22 protein-coding genes are annotated in these 18,476 nt (G+C 45.8%); 10 read left to right on the top strand and 12 right to left on the bottom strand.

Annotation, left to right across the window (positions count from 1 at the left end; all coding sequences use genetic code 11):
- Nucleotides 1–53: 53 nt before the first annotated feature.
- From vopD to sctW, 12 genes are read right to left on the bottom strand one after another with little or no spacing between them, the layout of a single operon-like run.
- Nucleotides 54–1,058 carry a type III secretion system translocon subunit VopD gene (gene vopD, locus R8N46_RS17310; protein ID WP_005377262.1) on the bottom strand — a complete coding sequence of 335 codons (1,005 nt, stop codon included), beginning with the start codon at nucleotides 1,056–1,058 and terminating at the stop codon, nucleotides 54–56.
- Between the two features lie 10 nt (nucleotides 1,059–1,068).
- On the bottom strand, nucleotides 1,069–2,268 hold the full coding sequence (vopB, locus tag R8N46_RS17305) for a type III secretion system translocon subunit VopB (RefSeq protein ID WP_005377260.1): 1,200 nt from the start codon (nucleotides 2,266–2,268) through the stop codon (nucleotides 1,069–1,071).
- 7 nt (nucleotides 2,269–2,275) lie between these two features.
- On the bottom strand, nucleotides 2,276–2,761 hold the full coding sequence (vcrH, locus tag R8N46_RS17300) for a SycD/LcrH family type III secretion system chaperone VcrH (RefSeq protein ID WP_005377258.1): 486 nt from the start codon (nucleotides 2,759–2,761) through the stop codon (nucleotides 2,276–2,278).
- 12 nt (nucleotides 2,762–2,773) lie between these two features.
- Complete coding sequence (locus R8N46_RS17295) at nucleotides 2,774–4,597, bottom strand: virulence-associated V antigen (RefSeq protein ID WP_275115185.1); 1,824 nt, start codon at nucleotides 4,595–4,597, stop codon at nucleotides 2,774–2,776.
- A 10-nt stretch (nucleotides 4,598–4,607) separates the two neighbouring features.
- Nucleotides 4,608–4,892 carry an LcrG family type III secretion system chaperone gene (locus tag R8N46_RS17290; protein WP_005377254.1) on the bottom strand — a complete coding sequence of 95 codons (285 nt, stop codon included), beginning with the start codon at nucleotides 4,890–4,892 and terminating at the stop codon, nucleotides 4,608–4,610.
- 60 nt (nucleotides 4,893–4,952) lie between these two features.
- Nucleotides 4,953–5,366 carry an LcrR family type III secretion system chaperone gene (locus R8N46_RS17285; protein ID WP_005377252.1) on the bottom strand — a complete coding sequence of 138 codons (414 nt, stop codon included), beginning with the start codon at nucleotides 5,364–5,366 and terminating at the stop codon, nucleotides 4,953–4,955.
- Nucleotides 5,366–7,492 (bottom strand): SctV family type III secretion system export apparatus subunit VcrD, encoded by a 2,127-nt coding sequence (gene vcrD / locus R8N46_RS17280; RefSeq protein ID WP_086013006.1) that lies wholly within the window; start codon nucleotides 7,490–7,492, stop codon nucleotides 5,366–5,368. The genes R8N46_RS17285 and vcrD overlap by 1 nt, the downstream gene beginning before the upstream one ends.
- The gene (gene vscY, locus R8N46_RS17275; protein ID WP_005377248.1) at nucleotides 7,476–7,817 is read right to left on the bottom strand and encodes a type III secretion system chaperone VscY; all 342 of its coding nucleotides are present in this window, start codon (nucleotides 7,815–7,817) and stop codon (nucleotides 7,476–7,478) included. The genes vcrD and vscY overlap by 17 nt, the downstream gene beginning before the upstream one ends.
- A 5-nt stretch (nucleotides 7,818–7,822) precedes the next feature.
- On the bottom strand, nucleotides 7,823–8,200 hold the full coding sequence (gene vscX / locus R8N46_RS17270; protein WP_171346039.1) for a type III secretion system protein VscX: 378 nt from the start codon (nucleotides 8,198–8,200) through the stop codon (nucleotides 7,823–7,825).
- Complete coding sequence (sycN, locus tag R8N46_RS17265; protein ID WP_137282051.1) at nucleotides 8,197–8,571, bottom strand: type III secretion chaperone SycN; 375 nt, start codon at nucleotides 8,569–8,571, stop codon at nucleotides 8,197–8,199. Before sycN ends, vscX begins: the two co-directional genes overlap by 4 nt.
- Nucleotides 8,558–8,842, bottom strand: coding sequence for a TyeA family type III secretion system gatekeeper subunit (locus tag R8N46_RS17260; RefSeq protein WP_005377239.1), 285 nt, complete (start codon nucleotides 8,840–8,842; stop codon nucleotides 8,558–8,560). Before R8N46_RS17260 ends, sycN begins: the two co-directional genes overlap by 14 nt.
- Nucleotides 8,823–9,716, bottom strand: a complete 894-nt coding sequence (gene sctW / locus R8N46_RS17255; RefSeq protein WP_053307014.1) for a type III secretion system gatekeeper subunit SctW — start codon at nucleotides 9,714–9,716, stop codon at nucleotides 8,823–8,825. Before sctW ends, R8N46_RS17260 begins: the two co-directional genes overlap by 20 nt.
- A 185-nt stretch (nucleotides 9,717–9,901) precedes the next feature.
- On the opposite strand from sctW, the gene vscN reads away from it, so the two are divergent.
- From vscN to R8N46_RS17205, 10 genes are all read left to right on the top strand, one after another.
- Complete coding sequence (gene vscN / locus R8N46_RS17250; protein WP_182039224.1) at nucleotides 9,902–11,224, top strand: SctN family type III secretion system ATPase VscN; 1,323 nt, start codon at nucleotides 9,902–9,904, stop codon at nucleotides 11,222–11,224.
- Nucleotides 11,221–11,682, top strand: a complete 462-nt coding sequence (locus R8N46_RS17245; protein WP_005377236.1) for a type III secretion protein — start codon at nucleotides 11,221–11,223, stop codon at nucleotides 11,680–11,682. Before vscN ends, R8N46_RS17245 begins: the two co-directional genes overlap by 4 nt.
- Before the next feature lie 9 nt (nucleotides 11,683–11,691).
- Entirely contained in the window at nucleotides 11,692–12,897 is a 1,206-nt protein-coding gene (locus R8N46_RS17240) for a type III secretion system needle length determinant (RefSeq protein ID WP_033906162.1), read from the top strand.
- Nucleotides 12,894–13,862, top strand: coding sequence for a SctQ family type III secretion system cytoplasmic ring protein VscQ (gene vscQ, locus R8N46_RS17235; protein ID WP_017634547.1), 969 nt, complete (start codon nucleotides 12,894–12,896; stop codon nucleotides 13,860–13,862). Before R8N46_RS17240 ends, vscQ begins: the two co-directional genes overlap by 4 nt.
- Nucleotides 13,859–14,509 (top strand): SctR family type III secretion system export apparatus subunit VscR, encoded by a 651-nt coding sequence (gene vscR, locus R8N46_RS17230; RefSeq protein WP_005377232.1) that lies wholly within the window; start codon nucleotides 13,859–13,861, stop codon nucleotides 14,507–14,509. Before vscQ ends, vscR begins: the two co-directional genes overlap by 4 nt.
- A 13-nt stretch (nucleotides 14,510–14,522) precedes the next feature.
- Nucleotides 14,523–14,789, top strand: a complete 267-nt coding sequence (gene vscS, locus R8N46_RS17225; RefSeq protein WP_005377227.1) for a SctS family type III secretion system export apparatus subunit VscS — start codon at nucleotides 14,523–14,525, stop codon at nucleotides 14,787–14,789.
- Nucleotides 14,786–15,571 (top strand): type III secretion system export apparatus subunit SctT, encoded by a 786-nt coding sequence (sctT, locus tag R8N46_RS17220; RefSeq protein ID WP_171346037.1) that lies wholly within the window; start codon nucleotides 14,786–14,788, stop codon nucleotides 15,569–15,571. The genes vscS and sctT overlap by 4 nt, the downstream gene beginning before the upstream one ends.
- A 15-nt stretch (nucleotides 15,572–15,586) precedes the next feature.
- Nucleotides 15,587–16,636 (top strand): SctU family type III secretion system export apparatus subunit VscU, encoded by a 1,050-nt coding sequence (gene vscU / locus R8N46_RS17215; RefSeq protein WP_005387129.1) that lies wholly within the window; start codon nucleotides 15,587–15,589, stop codon nucleotides 16,634–16,636.
- A gap of 102 nt (nucleotides 16,637–16,738) precedes the next feature.
- The gene (locus tag R8N46_RS17210) at nucleotides 16,739–17,449 is read left to right on the top strand and encodes a helix-turn-helix domain-containing protein (protein ID WP_021707757.1); all 711 of its coding nucleotides are present in this window, start codon (nucleotides 16,739–16,741) and stop codon (nucleotides 17,447–17,449) included.
- A 106-nt stretch (nucleotides 17,450–17,555) separates the two neighbouring features.
- Nucleotides 17,556–18,458 carry a DMT family transporter gene (locus R8N46_RS17205; RefSeq protein ID WP_372081381.1) on the top strand — a complete coding sequence of 301 codons (903 nt, stop codon included), beginning with the start codon at nucleotides 17,556–17,558 and terminating at the stop codon, nucleotides 18,456–18,458.
- Nucleotides 18,459–18,476 lie beyond the last annotated feature (18 nt).

Below are 18,476 nucleotides of genomic sequence, written 5' to 3'. Positions count from 1 at the left end.
CCCATAAAAAAAGCGTTGTATAAACAACGCTTTGTAGTTAGTGAAACGGATGGTTACACCGTTGGGACTGATGCTCGCCACGCTTGGTTCTGGCTATCTGAGATAGATCGGAACAAGTCACGTAGCTCTTTCAATAAGCCTTCTTGGAAACCAATGTTTTCATCGGCTTTCTGTTTGGCTGCTTGTGCGCGAGTCGCTTGTACTTCATCATCTTTGCTGCGCGCTTGCGCTTTGGTTTGCTCTACATTCGATGCTGAGTTTGCCATCTGGCCCAAAGCTTGAAGAATAGCGTTCTTCGCTTGGTTTGAGCTCATCAACTTATCGAACTTACGGCCACCACTTGTCAGCTGCGCTGTCGTGTCTGCGATATTGTCTTTCGCTAGTGAGTGCGCACGCTTAACCTGATCTTGCTGCGTTTTAGACAAGCTATTGTTATTTAATAACTCTTCTGCTTGATCGAAGCCAGCTTTTTGCGTTTTAAGTACATTATTGCTCGCCATTTCATTCTTGATTTCTTTCCCTGCTTTGAAAGAACCAAGGGCACCAATAATTGCGGTAGCACCCGCTAGTACACCCGAAACGACTGCCATCGCGATCATCGCGCTTGCCGAGTTGTTGAGTTCTGCCGCTTGGCTTTCTAAACTCGCGACGTTTGCTTCAACAGCAATTTCACGTTGTAGCACTTGCTGCTCACGGCTCAGCTTTGATACTTGATACAACAATGTTAATAGCGTCAACGATTGTGATACCGCATCTGATGGTGACTTGATCACCTCCTCACCGTTAAGTGCTTTCATCGTTGTGCTCATTAATGAGCTCACCGTCGGCGCAAGAGCGCTCATTAGGTTTGCAACAACTTGAGCTTGGTTACTCACTGTGGGAGCTTTAGGTGTCTCTAACTGGTAGCGTGCTGCACCAGAAACACCTGACTCACTTTGGCTTTTAACAGCGCCCGCTTCAAGCTTTGTTTCCGGTGCTTTTTCTGCTTTGTTGGTTTTAATGGTATCGCCTAAACCGTATAGTTCACCACGACCCGTTCCGCCTACTTTATCTAGCATAATAAACTCCTTATACCGTTGCAGGACGGCTTAACACCGTTTGCATAGTTTCACTTTTCGCTTGAATCATTTGCATGATGAGGCTCATCAGCTCTTGGAAGTCTTCCATCAACTTACCAATCTCTTCTTTGAGCTTATCAATGACAGCCTGGCTTAACGTCATTTTGGCTCGAAGGTCTGTGATATCAGCCTGAATCTCTGTTACGTGAGCATTGTTAGCAGCATGGACACTGTCCGTTGCGCCTTTACCCACATTGACGGCAAGATCGACGGTTTCTGCGCCATAACGAATCGCTTTCGCTGTTGTTGTCGCAGCTTTTGTGCCCATATCCGCCACTTTCGCCATGTTTGCAGCGGCTTTCGTAGCGATTTCCGTGACCTTTTGAGCTACCTTACCAGCACCTTTTGCTGCAAGTTTCGCGATACCGCCAGCTGCTGCACCACCAAACGTCACAACAGCTCCAATAACCGCGACGGCGATTTCTAATGCCATTACGACTTTGTTTAGCACATCGACATTTACGCCCGCTTCTTTTAGCGCATCTTGAACGGCTGGCTCTTGCAACGCCATGCTCACTGCTCCCATGACGCCACCAGCGATCATAAGTGCACCGGCTGCTGCACCAACACCCGTTGCCACCATTACGGCACCAACAACAATAGAAACCACCGCACTGATCCAACCAAAGATCTTCGCTGCTAAGCCTGATTTTTGGGCTTCTTTTGCAGCGGCTTCCGATTCTTTGATTTTGTCTTGGTTTTCCACCATCTCTTTTTCGTGCTTAGCTTTTGCGACCTTCACTTCCTGAATTTTCAGCTCGTTTTGAGCACTTTTCAGTTTATCCGTGATAGCAGCAAGCTCTACTTCAAAATCATCAGCAGATCCTGCGATGATTTTGACGGCAATCGAACCTGTTTGGTCTGCAACTGCATGGAGAGATTTTGCAATGGTATCGACGATCTTTTGCAGCTGTGCCATGGCTTTTAGCGTCAAATCATTCACTTTGTCACTAACAGCTGCGTTAGGTGCATCTAACTGAACTTTTACTTTTCCGGTGTTCAGTACATCTGCATCTTTACTCTTCACGTTTTCTACCGTCACAGAAGGCGTCGCTGTAGACGCCGTTTTCTGCACGTTATCTAACGTGGCTTGGCCAGATTCAGGGCTATAAACCTGTGTCTGGATGCGGTCAAGTGCAATAGAACTCATAGTCTAATTACTCCTTTTTATTTCTCACCGCTTCTAACATGATGCCTGCACGCTCATGCAAATCTGCATATTGTGATTTTCCGGCAGACATCTCCTTCGCGCTGTAAAACCCACTCTCTGCTTCTGTCAGTTGTTCCAGTTTAAGGTGACATTCAGCAGAGTGAAAAGGTGGGCGTGGATCATTTACGTCCACTAGCGCTGCGTAGCTGTAGGCGTCTATTGCCTGCAGATACTCACCCAACTCCTGACGAGCCGCGCCAAGGCCAATGAAAAATCGCGCCTGATAATGATCAAGCATGCTGAGTAATTGAAATACTTTCGCTGCTTGCTCAATCTTTCCCGATTGGAAAAAGTTGTAACCTACGGCATAAATGTGTTCGATGGTGTCCTGAGACACATCGTGCAACATTTTTAGCGTGCCTCCCTCTTCCAAAAAAGACAGCAGTTCTTCTGCTTGCATTTGAGATGGATCGGTCGCGTTTGTTTTAGTCATGGTTGGTTATCCTTAAATGGCTCGTAGGATTTCTTGTAAAATACTGTGGTACTTCTGAACAAACTTGTTCATCGCTTCAACGGTCGAGTTGTATTGAGAACTGGTGTCGTTCAGCTCAGTGGTTTTGATTTGCACTTCATCGTTAAGCAACTTGGATTTAGCACTGACAGAACTAGAAAAATTAGACAGCTTTTTCGACTTCTCTTCGTCTTGGTACGAAGCACCATCACCGATAGTAATACCTTGTGTTTGAAGGAAGTCTCGATGGTTTGTTATCTTATTATCCGTCAAATACTTGTACTCAGGTGAAGCTTCAAAATCCGTTTGATTGCTGTAGTTAAAGTCACTCGCTTTGAAGTTACTTTCTGGATATCCCGGTTTATAAACCCCATCAACACTTTGCGTAGAGTGAATTTTTGATTGCACAACACCAAAAACTTTAAGCTGTATTGTGAGATCCTCTAATGCCTCTTTCTGGTCATTACGTTTCTCTAAACGGTTAACACGACGCTCATTTAGTGCAAGCAGCACTTGCTCATCAAAACGGTCTCCAATGCTGGACTCAACAACGGCCAACAAATCACGAGCCGTTAGAGAGTGCTCTGCTCTCACCTCGCGATCCGCTTTCTCTTTATCGGTGATATTGAGTAGACGCTCTTTCAATGCCCCTAAGTTTTTGCGCAATGCCTCGTATCGCTCAGTAAATGAAGCCCCGGTAGATTCACCTTTTACTATTTTTTCAAACTGTAATCGGATATCTCGTTCGGTGTTTTCTTTGATCAAATTAACTTGAGCTGCCGTTATTTGTGTCTTTTGGACATCGGCTATCGCGCTGTCCTGGTAAAAGTCATCGATTTCTATATTTGTTAAACTCACCGCGAAGTTGGCGAACAGACTAGAAAGGGTCAAAGGCTCAGTTCCACCAATGACAGTATTAAGTGTTGCTTTTAGATTGTTCGTTCCACTCGCCTCACCATAAGCTGCGCTATATTGGCCTTTCACTTGAGCGGCCATTTCATCTAACGCTTCTTTAAGCTGCTGTTTAGAAATACCAGGAGTCCAGGTAATTCTGCTAGCTAGCGCACTTGCGTCATCGGTGCTTAAAGTAATACCAATGCCTTGAAAACTACTTTTTAATTGAGCTGAGACTTGAAGGGCGAAACTCTCTTTAGTCAACAGAAAGTCCGAGCTCTTCAGTTGCGCGAGATTAACGGAACCTAAGCTACTAAAGGCATTGCGAAGAAAAGAAATAGAAGCATCTCTCACTTCACGGGAGCCCATTTGATTAGCAAGCTCTGCAACAAAAAGAGAAATTTCTTTGGTGGCATTAGCCAGTTCTGTCTCGGAGAGGTTGGCGATCTGCTCCGCTTGGTTACTCTGGGTGCCCAGATTAAATTGACTAACAAACTCAGTAGATAACGAGCTATCTACGTTTTCCGTCAGTAGCTTACTAAACCAAGCCTGAAACTGATTTGATAGCGTTTGGTTTGTTTGAGCATTAAACTCGGCTGCGGTTAATTCGCCCTCTGAGTTAGCACTTTGTAGCGACTTTATCCAAACAGATGCGGTGTCGGTCAATGATATACCAGCAAACGCGTTATTTTTCGCTTTTAGGTTTTCAAGCGTATCAACATAAAGCGCGATGCTTTGTGATTCCGTTTGTCCCGAGATAGTTGGCAATGAAGAGATTATCGAGGCAAGTTGCTGAGTCTCTGCTTCACCCAGTACAGGGGTAAATGCCTCTATCAAGTTTTGTTGGAAAGTGGGTAATGGTGCACTACTCGCAGCTGTGTCTGTTGCTCCTGTCGTAGAGCCAGTCGTTTTCATATTCGTCATTTCCAAACCTCTAAATCATCATGCCGCGCATCACTGTGGGACGCTTTCTGCGTTTACCTGACGTACCTTGTAGCTGAGTTTGTTGCTGCCGGCGGCGCTGGACTTCGTCTATTAGCTCTTGCTCTGCACGTTTCATGGTATCTACTGGCGCTTTTATGCCGCCAAGTAAAACATCCCCCGCAACAGGACCAACACCTAAGCCTTCCAATAGCTCGTTAAAAATATCGGTTCTGTCTTCAGCTTTTCTAATGGCAAGCTCAGCGTTCTCAATCGCATCGGTAAACGGTTGCTTCATCTTGATTCCTATCTTAAAGCGGGTCATCTCATCGGTGCTGTCAGTAACAGTCGTGAGTTTTTACTTTTTCAACTTTTTCAAAGGTCTATAATCTGCTAGGCGTAAACAGTACCAGTCTTCTAGCTCATCATGGCTTGCACCGCATGCTTTTAGATAGAACTGTGCCAATCGCTGGCTGCTCATGTTGCTACCACGTAACACATCGACGTTGCCGCGAATGACCCAATCGGAGGGATAAAGTTGAATGGCATGTTCAGCCAAGAGAAATAAGCCGGCAAAGGGGTTACTCAACCCCAATTTTGGACGAACGCGTTTCAGAAGAACGATGATGATTTCACCGTCCTCCACCCGAAAAACGAGCTCTAAGCCTTCAACTTCAATTCGATAACCAAGTTGAATTTCACTTTGTTGCCAAAAGTATGGCGTCACTTCGATCCCCGCTTGCGCCAGCGAGAGTATTAGTTTTGTTTTCATTACATCCCCACCCTTCCAAGTGGCTGAATATTGATTTGCTGGGTTAGTTCTTGAAATGACAAAACGGGCAGATCGTAGTATTCCGATTCAATAAGCTTTCGCACATATCGGCGTACATCCATAGACACAACTAGCACAGGTTTATTCGGCATGCGGCTTAAGTCACCAATGGTCTGTTTCACATCACTGACAAATTGTTGCGTTACTGACGGGTCTAACGCCAAGTAACTCCCTGCTGAGGTTTGACGAATACCGCTGCGTATTGTGTCTTCGAGATTTTGATCCAATAAGTAAGCGGGCAACATGTTTTGTCCGCTTGCGTATTTGTAGCAAATGTAACGTTTTAAGCTGGAACGAATGTACTCCGTCAGCTGTACAACATCTTTCTCTTTTTGGCCCCACTCAACCATCGCTTCCAAGATCACGCGAAGGTTTCGGATAGAAATGTCTTCAGAAACCAAGCGTTGCAAGATTTCCGTCATTTTTTGCAACGGAACAATACGCTGGGCCTCTTTGACTAGCTCCGAATAACTGCCTTCCATCTGCTCCAACAGATAACGCGTCTCCTGAATACCAATAAAGTCTTGTGCGTACTCCTTGAGAACATGAGACAAGTGGTACGTTAAAATCCTGTCGGGTGTGAGAAAACCGACATGACTGGCTACGAGTTTTTGCTCATAACTCTGTGCCACCCAAATGCTAGAAATACCGGGTAGAAAATCTTCATCTTGCTCATAAGGCACGCCTAATAAATCGATCTGTTCATTCCCTTCTGTCACCAAGAGTTGATCTTTAACAATTCGTCCTCGTGCAACCGGGACTTCTTGTAACTGAATTAAGTACTCGCCATTTTGCATCCCCTCGTTAAAGCGCAGGTGGATGCCTGGGAAAGGCACGCCTAGGTCGAGATATAGTGCGCGCCTCACCCTTGCTAGCTCTTCATTTAATGCGACCGCTTCCAAGCTTTCCTGAAGGCTCGCGTCAAGATCAATCAACAGCGGGACCGTCATGGCGAACTCTTCTTGCTCACCTAACTTACCTTTACTGTTTCTAGAAGGCGTAGGTTTGCTTGGCTTCGCTGCTGGCGAACCAGCCCCTTGCGAAACAAAGCTTGATAAGTCGGTGCTATCTGATTCCGCTTGTTTTTTCTGTTGATAGAAAAGGAAGAAACCACCACCACCAACCACGGCGGCCAAGACCAAAAAAGTGATTTTTGGAAACCCAGGGATGAGTGCGAACAGCACCAAAAGCACACCACCAATAAGAAGCGCACGTGGCTGAGCAATGACCTGCCCACCAATGTCCGACCCAAGATCAGAAGAATCTTCATGAGAAACACGCGTCACGATAATACCGGCGGTAATCGCGATAAAGAGTGCCGGGATCTGCGATACCAAACCATCGCCAACGGTCAAAATCGCAAACAACTCAAGTGCTTCAGAAGCACTCATGCCTTTTTGCGTTACCCCGATCGTGACGCCACCTAAGATGTTGACCACAATGATGACCAGACCCGCAATGGAGTCGCCTTTAACGAACTTCATCGCGCCATCCATCGAGCCATACATTTGGCTTTCTTTTTCAATCAGTGATCGTCGGTGCCTAGCTTCGTGTACGTCAATTACTCCGGCACGCATGTCACCGTCAATACTCATCTGCTTACCAGGCATCGCATCGAGTGAGAAGCGCGCACTAACTTCTGCTACCCTTTCTGAGCCTTTGGTGATCACCATAAACTGAACAATGGTAATGATCAGGAACACAACAATACCGACCACTAAGTTACCGCCCACAACGAAGTTACCGAATGTATAAACGATTTGACCAGCATCGCCTTGTAGCAAGATCAAGCGGGTTGTCGTGATAGATAAAGACAGACGAAACAATGTCGTGATCAATAGCACCGCAGGAAATGCAGAGAACTCAAGTGGCGTGGTGATGTAAATCGCTAACATAAGCAGCACCACCGCAATGCTCATGTTGGTGCCAATCAGCACATCCACCAGTGCGGTAGGAAGTGGCAATATCATCATAAAGACGATCGCGAGTAACATCACCGCAAGCATGATGTCTTTGCGTTGCCCTACTTTGTTTAGAATATCGATCAACTTATTCATGTGATTCACTATTTAAAGATTGCAGATAGCGTCGGTGCGCTTGGCGTGCCCCATCGACGTCATTTTGTTTCCAACGCGCTTGGCTTAAACAAAACCAGAGTCCTGCCGAGTCAGGATGAAGGTCGGATTTTAATAAGTGCTCACACACCTCAATCGCCCGGGTATATCGACCACTTTGTAAACACGCCACAGCAAGTGTTTGCATCGCCTCTTTGTGCTGCGGTTCTATTTCTAGAACCGCATCGAGAATAGAAATGGCATGCTCTGGCTTTTGGTATTGAACTTGTAGCGCAGCGTGAACAAGTAAGAGTTCAATGTCTTTGGATCTCAACATGTTGGTTAGACCTGGATAAGGAGATTGAGCGCCATAGTGAGGTAACGCTGATCAAGTTGTGTACTTTGTAGCGTTTCAGATGCTTTGATAAAAGAAGCGGAGCCTGGATCCTGTGCAAGAACTTGCAGCTGAGCTAACGTTTCATCAAATTGTTGACGGTATTTTTCTGGACGCAACAACTCTGAGTGCAGCAGCTTGGGCTTAGTTAACGCGATGAGATATTGGTCTGAAGGCCGGAGGTCATAGAGCTTCTCTAAATGTGTAGCGACCGCCTGACCATCAGGAAGCAATTGAAATCGCTCTGGGAAATCGGCCTTAACTTCACTATGAGTAACATGCGTAAAGGCTTCGATGCCTACGTTTAAAGTGCTGACTCGAGTCATGAGCCTGCCACATCGTTATGTAGACGAGCCAAAAGCGTAAACGCTTGCTCTAAGGTCGGAAGTGTTACTTCTTCTCCATTTAGCCTTGCTGAAAAAACCAGAGTTTGTTCATCTAACAAGCCGGTTTTAATTTCGAAAGGCCAGCCTTGATCGGCATGACACAAACACAGTGCACTTTGAATCATGTCACTGGTTTGATGCCAAGATAACGCTCGAGACAACATCAAGAATAACTGCTCACCCTGTCGCTCAATATGCAGCGTACCACTTTGCTCAAAATCCAGCTGCACCCGTCCAGCTGATGAGAAATCGACGGCATCGAGCCCCATTCCTCGGCAAAATTCATCGACGGATGCATCAATCCAACTCATCTTCCCACGCTTCCTCTTCTTCTATATCAATGGCTTCGTCTAGCGCCTTTTGTACCGCTTGGATTAAATTCTGTCGTTGTTCTTCATCGGCGAATACGTCAATTGGGATTGCGCGAACTAACTTATGGAACTCTCGAAAAAAATCGATTTTTTGTTCTACCGCCGTCAATTCCATTGCGTTGGCGACTTTCCATATCTCATCACTGCTTACCCATCGCTGCTCTACCAACGCAATCACATCAGCCATCAAATTAGAAACTTGATAAGCCATAATTCGTCCTTTCCGGTTTAAACATTTGGAACAGCTGACTCACACGATCTTGCAACGTATTTAGAGTTTTGAGTTTTTGCATATCGGACATCAACCACTGCAACTTAACCGAGTCGATACTGCTACCTTGAACACTAAGATCTGCACTCATGCCTTGCAGCATAAAGTCAACAGCGGTCGATACCTCCTGCTCACCAAAGCGCGCTACTACATCTTGATAAGCCGCGCCGAGCCCTTGATAACTATGAACGGTATCGCGGTAGAAGCCGCGCAGCTGATGCAAAGAGCTAAACTCTTGCTCTTGGCTGTATTCATCAGCAAAATTTGAGACACGGATTTCCGTATCAATTTGAGACCATGTATCTGGGTTTTGCTCGATTCTTAGAAGTGCTTGGTCAATCAGCGCTAGTAGGTGTTTACTTTCTGGACTCGCACTCAAAAACTTTTTAACGGCTTTTAGGGCTAGGTATTGATGGCTTTTCTCCTCGGAAAACCCATTCAAGTAGGCTTGTAATTGCGCGATGGTCGAGATATTTCCTCCCGCCATTTTTGTAGCCAAATCTTTGATCTTTTGATTCTTTTCAAGATCAGGGACTTTTCTTAAATAGTCCGAAACGAGTTCATGTGCTTCATTAACTCGAACACCACTGTCTTTCACTTTGCGCTTAGTCAGATCTTTCTCTGCTTTTTCGGAACCGAGTGAAGTGAGTTCTTCCATCGCATCAAAAAGTGATTGTGTGGCATTGTGAACACGGACGGTTTCACCGCGATAATTGCCTTTTTGTGAAACGTCGGGACGAGACGATTCCAACCCGCTTTGGATAGACGCATCAAACTTTGGATTTGTTGCGATATGATTGTTGATAATACTCATTCACTTGCACTCCTTCCGCACAATACAGGCGAATTATAGGAAGTGCGCTTTTTTGAAGCTGTCAAAATCAGACGTGTTTTTTTAGTGCGCTTTCAGTTTTCTAAAAACTCCCGACTGATATTCACTATAAATTGATTCTTATACTTTCTATTCTCTCAGCATCAATCATTGCGCATATTTTTACCTTGAACGATTTCTCATACATCACTGATATCCAACAATCTGCGATTAAACACACGCGTTTGATCCAAATTCGCGGGCGCGTTACACAAGTCACCGGCACCATTATCAAAGCTGTCGTCCCTGGCGTTCGTGTAGGTGAACTGTGTGAGTTGCGTAATCCCGATCAAACTCTGTCTTTGTTAGCGGAAGTGGTTGGCTTCCAGCAGCATCACGCTTTGCTCACCCCGTTAGGAAATATGTTTGGGATTTCCTCAAATACAGAAGTAAGCCCAATGGGCAAAATGCACGAAGTGGGTGTTGGCGACCACCTGTTAGGTACAACGCTTGACGGGCTTGGGCGTCCTTTCGATGGTACGCAGAGTCAGGAACCAAGTGCTTGGTATCCTGTTTATCGCGATGCGCCACCACCAATGCAACGTAAACTGATTGAAAAGCCAATCTCTCTTGGCGTTCGATCCATTGATGGGCTACTGACCTGTGGTGAAGGTCAGCGCATGGGTATTTTTGCAGCGGCTGGCGGGGGTAAAAGTACCCTACTGGCAAAACTGATTCGCTCCGCAGAAGTTGACGTGACCGTTCTCGCCTTAATTGGTGAACGCGGACGCGAAGTGCGCGAGTTTATTGAGCATGACCTAGGCGAAGAAGGAATGGCCAAATCGGTTTTAGTGGTCGCTACCTCTGATCGCCCAGCAATGGAGCGCGCCAAAGCCGCCTTTGTTGCCACTTCTATCGCAGAATATTTTCGTGACCAAGGTAAACGCGTGCTACTGCTGATGGATTCGGTGACGCGTTTCGCCCGCGCACAGAGGGAGATTGGACTAGCCGCAGGCGAGCCACCAACACGACGTGGCTATCCGCCTTCCGTTTTTGCCGCTTTGCCAAAGCTGATGGAACGAGCTGGACAATCAGACAAAGGATCAATTACAGCACTGTACACCGTGTTGGTGGAAGGTGACGACATGACAGAGCCTGTCGCGGATGAAACTCGCTCCATTTTAGATGGGCACATCATTCTCTCGCGTAAACTTGCCGCAATGAACCATTACCCTGCGATTGATGTACTTCGGTCAGCAAGCCGAGTGATGAATCAAATCGTTGAATCCGATCATCAGGCGTCTGCTGCTCATATTCGCGAAATGTTAGCTAAGTATGAAGAAGTTGAACTGCTAATAAAAATTGGCGAATACCAACATGGCGCAGATAGCCGAGCGGATTTGGCCATTGCACAAAGTGATGATATACGCGCCTTTTTACGCCAAGGCACTCATGAACCAAGCGATCTTGATGGCACTATCGCTCAACTTAAAGGGATGGCGAAACAATGATAGAACGCTTATTAGAAATCAAAAAAATTCGCGCTGACCGTGCGGATAAAGCCGTCAAGCGTCAAGAATACCGAGTGTCAAACGCCGCAGCACAGGTTCAAAAGGCCGAACGTTCTGTCGCGGACTATCACGTTTGGCGCCAGGAAGAAGAAGAGCGACGTTTTGCTAAAGCAAAACAACAAACGCTCGTTCTCAAAGAGCTAGAAACATTAAGACAAGAAATCGCGTTGTTAAGAGAGAGAGAAGCCGAACTTAAACAACGTGTGGCCGAGTCAAAAAAAGCGCTTGAAATCGAACGCTCGGCACTTAAAGAAAAGCAAAAAGAGGCGCGACAAGCCCATAAAACCAAAGAAAAATTCGTTCAGTTGCAGCAACAAGAAGTCGCGGAAAAATCGCGAGAAAGGCAATACCAAGAAGAACTCGAACAGGAAGAGTTTCGCACTGTCGACATTATCTAAAGGTTCACTATGCGCATTACCCCAACAACTGAAACATCGAATACGCTGCACAAATCAACGCCGGAACAAGCGCCTCTCGAGAAGGAGGCCGAGCTTCAATCACAATTCGAGCATGCAATGACGAAGAAGCCTAGCAAGGGAAAGGAGTCTATCGTTGGGAATCCCCAAAAAAATCATACTGGCGAAGAAGACATACCGCTAAGGCATAAGACATCTCAAGGTCTAGATAAGAAACTTAACCTATCGAACCAAGAAGCCAACGCTGACAAAAACATCTCCACTTTAAAAGGTCAAAGTGACGTCGTCAGTAAGAGAGATATAGAGAAATCGCAAGACGACGCAGCAAATAGCGAAGAAATAATTAGCAAAAACAATAAATTGCTTAAACATGATGGAAAAAGCGATGGCGACACAGTTCTAAGCTCCCCTTCTACCGAGCGTGTTGATCCTCACTTTCAAGCTCATTTGAAAGATGATAAACCGACGCCGATGGATAAACATACCTCGCCGGAGTATCTCTCTACGCTTGAATCTGGCTTGCTCCCCCAAAATGCGACAGCGACAGAGCTCGCTCAAGATGGGATTAACATTGTTGGCTTAACGAAAAGGCAAACTGAAAAAACGCACAATAAGCGTGCAACTCCGCCGCTACAGAATACAGGCAAACGATCAGACCAAACTGGTGGCCTGCCTGAAACCAAGCCTCTTGAAAAAATCGTGACGAAAAGCGCACTAGTCGCCGTTAAAACGGATGAAGAAAAAGTGCCTTCTCAACCCCTTGCAAGTGCGGTAACACAAGGCGATGTCATCCTAAAAAGTGTTGCTTCGCAGGCTCAACCAAGCCCAACGCGAGACGTAAACCAATTACTCCAGCAATTGGTGGATAAAATCTATGTTGCTCTGCCAACCGCATCGGACAACAAAGAGGTTCGGCTGTTTCTAAGTGAAGGACAATTAAAAGGTGGCGAAATCCACATCAAGTTGGACGCTCAAGGGTATAGCGTGACGATTCGACAAGAGCATGCCCTTTCCATTATTAGCCAGCAAGCTAGACAAGATCTTGCTGAACGGCTAAACCGATTCGGTGGTGAGCAGCCACTTCGCTTAGCGATCAGCGAACAAACTCAACAGCTCGATCAACAACAACATGAACAACAACACTCACGCCAACAACGCAGCGTGTATGAAGAATGGCAAGCGGAGAATGACCTATGACACCGTTAATAATACCCAAAGTGGATGCAGAAAGTATCGCGCTCAGCAATCAACTTTGTGCAAAACAGTGCCACTTCCAAGGGACTGATGGTCAGAGCGTATCGATTACTGTTGCTCAAATCCCTTCATTTGAAGGGTTCCGTTTAACCACGTTGATTGGAGGGCAAACCCTACAAGTAGACTTTTCTCGTGCGCAGCTCCAACATTGGCTGAAATCGACCTTAAATGCTACTGCGTTTGAGTCCCTACCTAACTCCCTCCAGTTAGCACTTTTGAGCTCACAGATAGAACCGCATAGTGAGGCAATCAAAGCGCTATTTGGTCAGTTACCCATTCTTAGTCAACTACAGCCGTTAGAGGCGAGCCAGGCCCAAGAGCATACTTTAATGTTAACCCTCAATAAGCCTAACGGCTCTCTTTGTTTGTGGGTTAGCGAAGGATCAGACGTGTTGTTGGATGCGCTACCAAACAGCGCTGCTCTACAAGCTCGACACCTCGCTTTACCTGTGTGGTTAAGTCTTGGAAGGACCCATTTGACGTTAAGCGAATTTAATTCGCTCGAGCTGGGAGATGTCATCTTTTTTGACGATGGTTACATCGCCAAGCAACAAGCCATTTTTCAAGTATCTAACCAGAATCTCTGGCGCTGCCAACTGGATGACCAAACTCTTCACATTATGGAAAAAGAAACCAATATGAATGACGTAAACACTTCAGAAATGTTAACCGACCACCAGCAACTGCCTGTGGAACTCACGTTTGATATCGGCCATCAAACCATCACGCTAGAGCAGCTTAACCAGCTTCAGCCAGGGTACGTATTCGAGCTAAACCAGCCTGTATCTAAGCCGGTAACATTGCGTGCCAACGGCAAAATCATTGGTGAGTGTGAACTGGTTAATGTTAACGAACATTTAGGTGTGCGCGTACTGGAGCTGTTCGGTGGCACGCAGGAGCCAGCATGATCCAGTTACCCGACGAGCTCAATCTCATTGTCAGCTTAGCACTGCTGGCACTGATCCCATTTATCGCCATGATGGCGACGTCGTTTGTGAAACTGGCCGTTGTATTCTCACTGCTGCGTAACGCTCTCGGTGTACAGCAAATTCCGCCGAATATGGCGCTTTACGGATTGGCCATCATTCTGTCAATTTTCATCATGGCTCCCGTCGGGTTTGAAACCTACGACTACGTAAAGCAGCATGATATCTCCCTTGAAGATTCTGCAAGTGTAGAAGGCCTCATTGAAAGCGGTTTACAGCCTTATCGAGAATTTTTGAAAAAGCATATTCGGGAAACCGAAGCCATATTCTTCACTGATGCTGCACGCACATTGTGGCCACAGAAGTACGTAGACCGTTTAGAGTCGGACAGTTTATTGCTCTTACTGCCCGCATTTACCGTCAGCGAGCTTACTCGCGCTTTTGAAATTGGCTTTCTGTTGTACTTACCGTTCATCGCTATTGACCTAATTGTGTCGAATATCCTACTCGCAATGGGGATGATGATGGTATCGCCAATGACGATTTCCCTCCCCTTCAAATTGTTGCTTTTTGTCTTGCTTGACGGCTGGACAAAGCTCACCCACGGCTTAGTGTTGAGTTACGGTTAATCACGGAGAAAGTATGCATTCTGCTGAAATCATTCATTTCACGACTCAAGCATTAACCCTAGTGTTGTACTTGTCATTACCGCCGATTTTAGTCGCAGCATTGGTTGGTACATTGGTGTCGCTTATTCAGGCGTTAACTCAGGTCCAAGAACAAACGTTAGGCTTTGTGGTCAAGCTTATCGCGGTCATTATTACACTGTTCGTCACAACGCAATGGCTAGGGGCAGAGCTCCACGCCTTCGCCTCGCTTGCTATGGATAAAATTCCTCAAATACGATGAGTTATCACGACTTACACCAGGTTTTATTTTTGTACAGTCTGACGTTACCTCGGTTAATGGCATGCTTCATCTTTTTGCCTATTTTGAGCAAGCAAATTCTAGGCGGCACCATGGTGAGAAATGGTGTGCTTTGCTCACTCGCGCTGTTTATATTTCCGATGATTAATCAGCAAAGCTTGCCCGCAGAAACCGACGGCATTTGGCTGATAGTGATTTTGGGTAAGGAGGTATTAATTGGGCTATTGATAGGGTTTGTTGCTGCTATCCCCTTTTGGGCGATAGAAGCGGCCGGTTTTCTGGTCGACAACCAACGTGGTGCTGCCATGGCAAGTATGTTTAACCCAACGCTAGGCTCACAATCCACACCAACAGCCGTGTTGCTGACCCAAACGTTGATTACCCTGTTCTTCTCTGGCGGGGGCTTTGTCACTTTTATCTATGCGTTATTCAAAAGCTATACATCTTGGCCGATCGTGGACTTTTTCCCAACCGTTAGCGACGCATGGGTTAGCTTCTTCTACGCGCAATTTGAACAGCTTATGTGGCTTGGTGTGTTGATGTCCGCTCCACTAGTGTTGGCAATGTTTCTTGCTGAGTTTGGTCTGGCGCTTATCAGTCGTTTTGCACCGCAATTGAATGTTTTTTTCCTTGCCATGCCAATAAAAAGTGCCATCGCGAGTGTTTTACTGATCGTGTATCTCGGAATAATGATGGATCACTTTGAAGTACAGTTTTACGGCATTACCCGATTCGCAGAACAACTCAATACCATTTGGCAATAACGCTTAGGATTCTTTATGAGTGCAGAAAAAACTGAGCAACCCACCGCAAAAAAGTTACGCGATGCTCGACAGAAAGGTCAGGTTGCCAAAAGCCAAGAAATCGTATCGTCTGCATTAATTTTGGCGCTCATAATTGTACTGTTTGCGTTCGCCGATTATTACATGTCGCACATCTCAGCGCTTATTCTCCTACCAAGTAAGCTTGCTTATCAGGGTTTCCAAGATGCGCTAGTCGATGTCGCTATCGCCATCGCAAAAGAAATTGCCTATCTACTCGCTCCGATTATTCTGGTTGCTGCACTCGTCGCCATCTTTTCCAATATGGGGCAGTTCGGGTTCCTATTTAGTGGTGAATCCGTTAAACCCGACATCAAAAAGATCAATCCCGTCGAAGGGGCCAAACGCATTTTTTCCCTCAAGAGTGTGATTGAGTTTATCAAGTCGATCCTTAAAGTCTCTCTTCTTTCCTGCATTATCTGGGTGACATTACGCGGTAACATCAACGCTTTAATGCAAATTCCAACTTGTGGGCTAGAATGTGTCCCGACCATTACTGGCGTCATGATTAAACAATTAATGATTATCTCTTCGGTAGGCTTCATCGTCATCGCTGCCGCAGATTTTGCGTACCAGAAGTTTGATCACACGAAAAAGCTCAAAATGAGCAAGGACGAAGTGAAGCGCGAATACAAAGAGATGGAAGGCAGTCCAGAAATAAAAAGCAAACGTCGTCAGTTACACCAAGAGCTACAAGCCTCTAATCAACGTGAAAACGTTAAACGTTCTAATGTATTAGTTACAAACCCAACACATATCGCGGTTGGCCTTTATTACAAGAAAGGCGAAACGCCCCTGCCCGTCATCACTTTGATGGAAACCGATGCGGTAGCCAAACGTATGGTCGCAATCGCTAAAGAGGAAGGCGTGCCTGTGATGCAAAAAGTCCCTCTTGCTCGTGCACTATACGCCGACGGTAACGTCGACCAGTACATCCCAAGCGATCTTATTGAGGCAACTGCGGAAGTGCTTCGTTGGTTGGCTTCGTTAGAGTCCGAGGCGGACTAACAAACCACATCCCATTCAAGATCTGGGCTTACAACTGCCCAGCTTTCAACCTCGATACTTTCAACGCTATAATGCGGTATCCTTTAACTGTATGTTGTTTTTATGAAATCTAGCTTAAGCATTCGCTCCTACACGAAACGTATGAGCCGACATACTCATAGTGATTATCATCAACTGGTGCTTCCTCTCCAGGGCAACATACATATTGATATGGATAGCTATGTCGGAAAGGTGGCGGTTGGCGACTGCATAGTCATCCCCAAAAGTTGTGCTCACGGGTTTAATGCCGAAGAGTCATCACGCTTTATTGTTGCGGATATGACCACTTTGCCCACTCATTTGATGGATAATAGTGTGGCTGTGTTTTCGATTAGCCCGCCTCTACTGAGCTTTATCCAGTTTGTCGAAAAGCAACTTGAGTATCAGGTTAATGATGAAATTGAAAACTCAATGGTTGCAACCTTCTATCTGTTGCTGGAGCAGCAAAAGCGGTCTCGCTCCGTGGATTTGCGTATTCGAGATGTACAGGTTGTGATCGCGGAGCAGCTTGATCAGCCACTCACCATTGCCTCATTAGCGAATGCCGCTTGCTTGAGTCCGACGCAGTTTAAAAAGCTTTTTAAAGAGCAGCTAAAAGTGAGCGTCCATAAGTACATTACACTACAACGTATGGAAAAAGCCAAAGCACTACTGACTCATACAGACCTTCCAGTTCAGTTGATAGCTGAACGAGTTGGTTATAGTGACCTTTCCGCGTTTAGTCGACGGTTTTCAATGCATTTTGGTATGTCTCCTAGAGAGTTTTCCCGATAGTCACTAAAATAGTCTTCTGGAACAAGTATTCCGTCTTTTCAGCACAAAAATCTCTATCGCTTTCTTTTATTCTTTCTACCCTAAAACAGCCATTCACTAGGTAGAAATTACAGTGTTAAAAAAACATTTCACCGACTATCAATTAGGAACTTTATCCATACTTTTTGCTTCAACCCTGTGGGGAACGACGGGCACCGCTGCCAGCTTGGCACCGGATGTCAGTGCTCTCGCCATTGGCGCATTTTCTATGGGTATTGGTGGGTTTATGCAAGCATGTCTATCTGCGAAGTCACTGAAGAGAGATTTTCGAAAAGTCGTACATAAGAAGAAAACGTTACTGATTAGTATTATCGCCTTAGCCACCTACCCACTGGCTTTTTATTCATCAATGCGATTCGCTGGTGTGGCTATTGGTACGGTTATTTCTATCTCCACTGCTCCTTTCTTTTCTGCTTTGTTAGAGTGTCTCTTTAGCCGAAATCAGACCATAACCAAGCGCTGGATGATGAGTTTCGCAATCGGGGTCATTGGCATTACCTTGTTGCTGGCTTCTGAGTCATCCGCAAATAGCTTATTTGATCAGGATATGAAGCATTGGGGTGTATTACTTGGCCTATTGGCAGGTTTGACGTACGCCATTTACTCATGGGGAGTAAAGGCTATGATTGACCACGGCATTGAATCGCAAACGGCCATGGGAAGTGTTTTTGGTATTGGTGGAGTTTTGCTTCTACCAACACTTTTCATCACGGGTGATAATCTATTTGCATCGTCAACTAATACGACGGTCATGCTCTACATGGCCTTGATTCCAATGGGGTTAGGTTACGTCGCTTTTGGGTTTGGGCTACGGTTTGTTACAGCCAGTGGAGCTAGCATACTCACGCTATTTGAACCTGTTATCGCAGCAGCACTAGCAGTTGCGATTGTTGGGGAAGAAATTTCTTTCATTGGTTGGGTTGGTATAACGTTGACACTTGTGTGTTTGTTTCTTCAGTCGAAAAGTTAAATTAAACCGATATTAGCC

The sequence above is a fragment of the Vibrio sp. 1874 genome, assembly GCF_033344395.1.
Classification (GTDB): domain Bacteria; phylum Pseudomonadota; class Gammaproteobacteria; order Enterobacterales; family Vibrionaceae; genus Vibrio; species Vibrio alginolyticus.
The sequence above is the reverse complement of the archived record's forward strand: the minus strand, read 5'-3'. Positions and strand labels throughout refer to the sequence as shown.

Excerpts from the sequence above, each read along its gene's own strand:
- vopD (WP_005377262.1), bottom strand. The coding sequence starts at position 1,058 with ATGCTAGATAAAGTAGGCGGAACGGGTCGTGGTGAACTATACGGTTTA.
- vopB (WP_005377260.1), bottom strand. The coding sequence starts at position 2,268 with ATGAGTTCTATTGCACTTGACCGCATCCAGACACAGGTTTATAGCCCT.
- vcrH (WP_005377258.1), bottom strand. The coding sequence starts at position 2,761 with ATGACTAAAACAAACGCGACCGATCCATCTCAAATGCAAGCAGAAGAA.
- R8N46_RS17295 (WP_275115185.1), bottom strand. The coding sequence starts at position 4,597 with ATGACGAATATGAAAACGACTGGCTCTACGACAGGAGCAACAGACACA.
- R8N46_RS17290 (WP_005377254.1), bottom strand. The coding sequence starts at position 4,892 with ATGAAGCAACCGTTTACCGATGCGATTGAGAACGCTGAGCTTGCCATT.
- R8N46_RS17285 (WP_005377252.1), bottom strand. The coding sequence starts at position 5,366 with ATGAAAACAAAACTAATACTCTCGCTGGCGCAAGCGGGGATCGAAGTG.
- vscY (WP_005377248.1), bottom strand. The coding sequence starts at position 7,817 with ATGTTGAGATCCAAAGACATTGAACTCTTACTTGTTCACGCTGCGCTA.
- vscX (WP_171346039.1), bottom strand. The coding sequence starts at position 8,200 with ATGACTCGAGTCAGCACTTTAAACGTAGGCATCGAAGCCTTTACGCAT.
- sycN (WP_137282051.1), bottom strand. The coding sequence starts at position 8,571 with ATGAGTTGGATTGATGCATCCGTCGATGAATTTTGCCGAGGAATGGGG.
- R8N46_RS17260 (WP_005377239.1), bottom strand. The coding sequence starts at position 8,842 with ATGGCTTATCAAGTTTCTAATTTGATGGCTGATGTGATTGCGTTGGTA.
- sctW (WP_053307014.1), bottom strand. The coding sequence starts at position 9,716 with ATGAGTATTATCAACAATCATATCGCAACAAATCCAAAGTTTGATGCG.
- R8N46_RS17245 (WP_005377236.1), top strand. The coding sequence starts at position 11,221 with ATGATAGAACGCTTATTAGAAATCAAAAAAATTCGCGCTGACCGTGCG.
- R8N46_RS17240 (WP_033906162.1), top strand. The coding sequence starts at position 11,692 with ATGCGCATTACCCCAACAACTGAAACATCGAATACGCTGCACAAATCA.
- vscQ (WP_017634547.1), top strand. The coding sequence starts at position 12,894 with ATGACACCGTTAATAATACCCAAAGTGGATGCAGAAAGTATCGCGCTC.
- vscR (WP_005377232.1), top strand. The coding sequence starts at position 13,859 with ATGATCCAGTTACCCGACGAGCTCAATCTCATTGTCAGCTTAGCACTG.
- vscS (WP_005377227.1), top strand. The coding sequence starts at position 14,523 with ATGCATTCTGCTGAAATCATTCATTTCACGACTCAAGCATTAACCCTA.
- sctT (WP_171346037.1), top strand. The coding sequence starts at position 14,786 with ATGAGTTATCACGACTTACACCAGGTTTTATTTTTGTACAGTCTGACG.
- vscU (WP_005387129.1), top strand. The coding sequence starts at position 15,587 with ATGAGTGCAGAAAAAACTGAGCAACCCACCGCAAAAAAGTTACGCGAT.
- R8N46_RS17210 (WP_021707757.1), top strand. The coding sequence starts at position 16,739 with ATGAAATCTAGCTTAAGCATTCGCTCCTACACGAAACGTATGAGCCGA.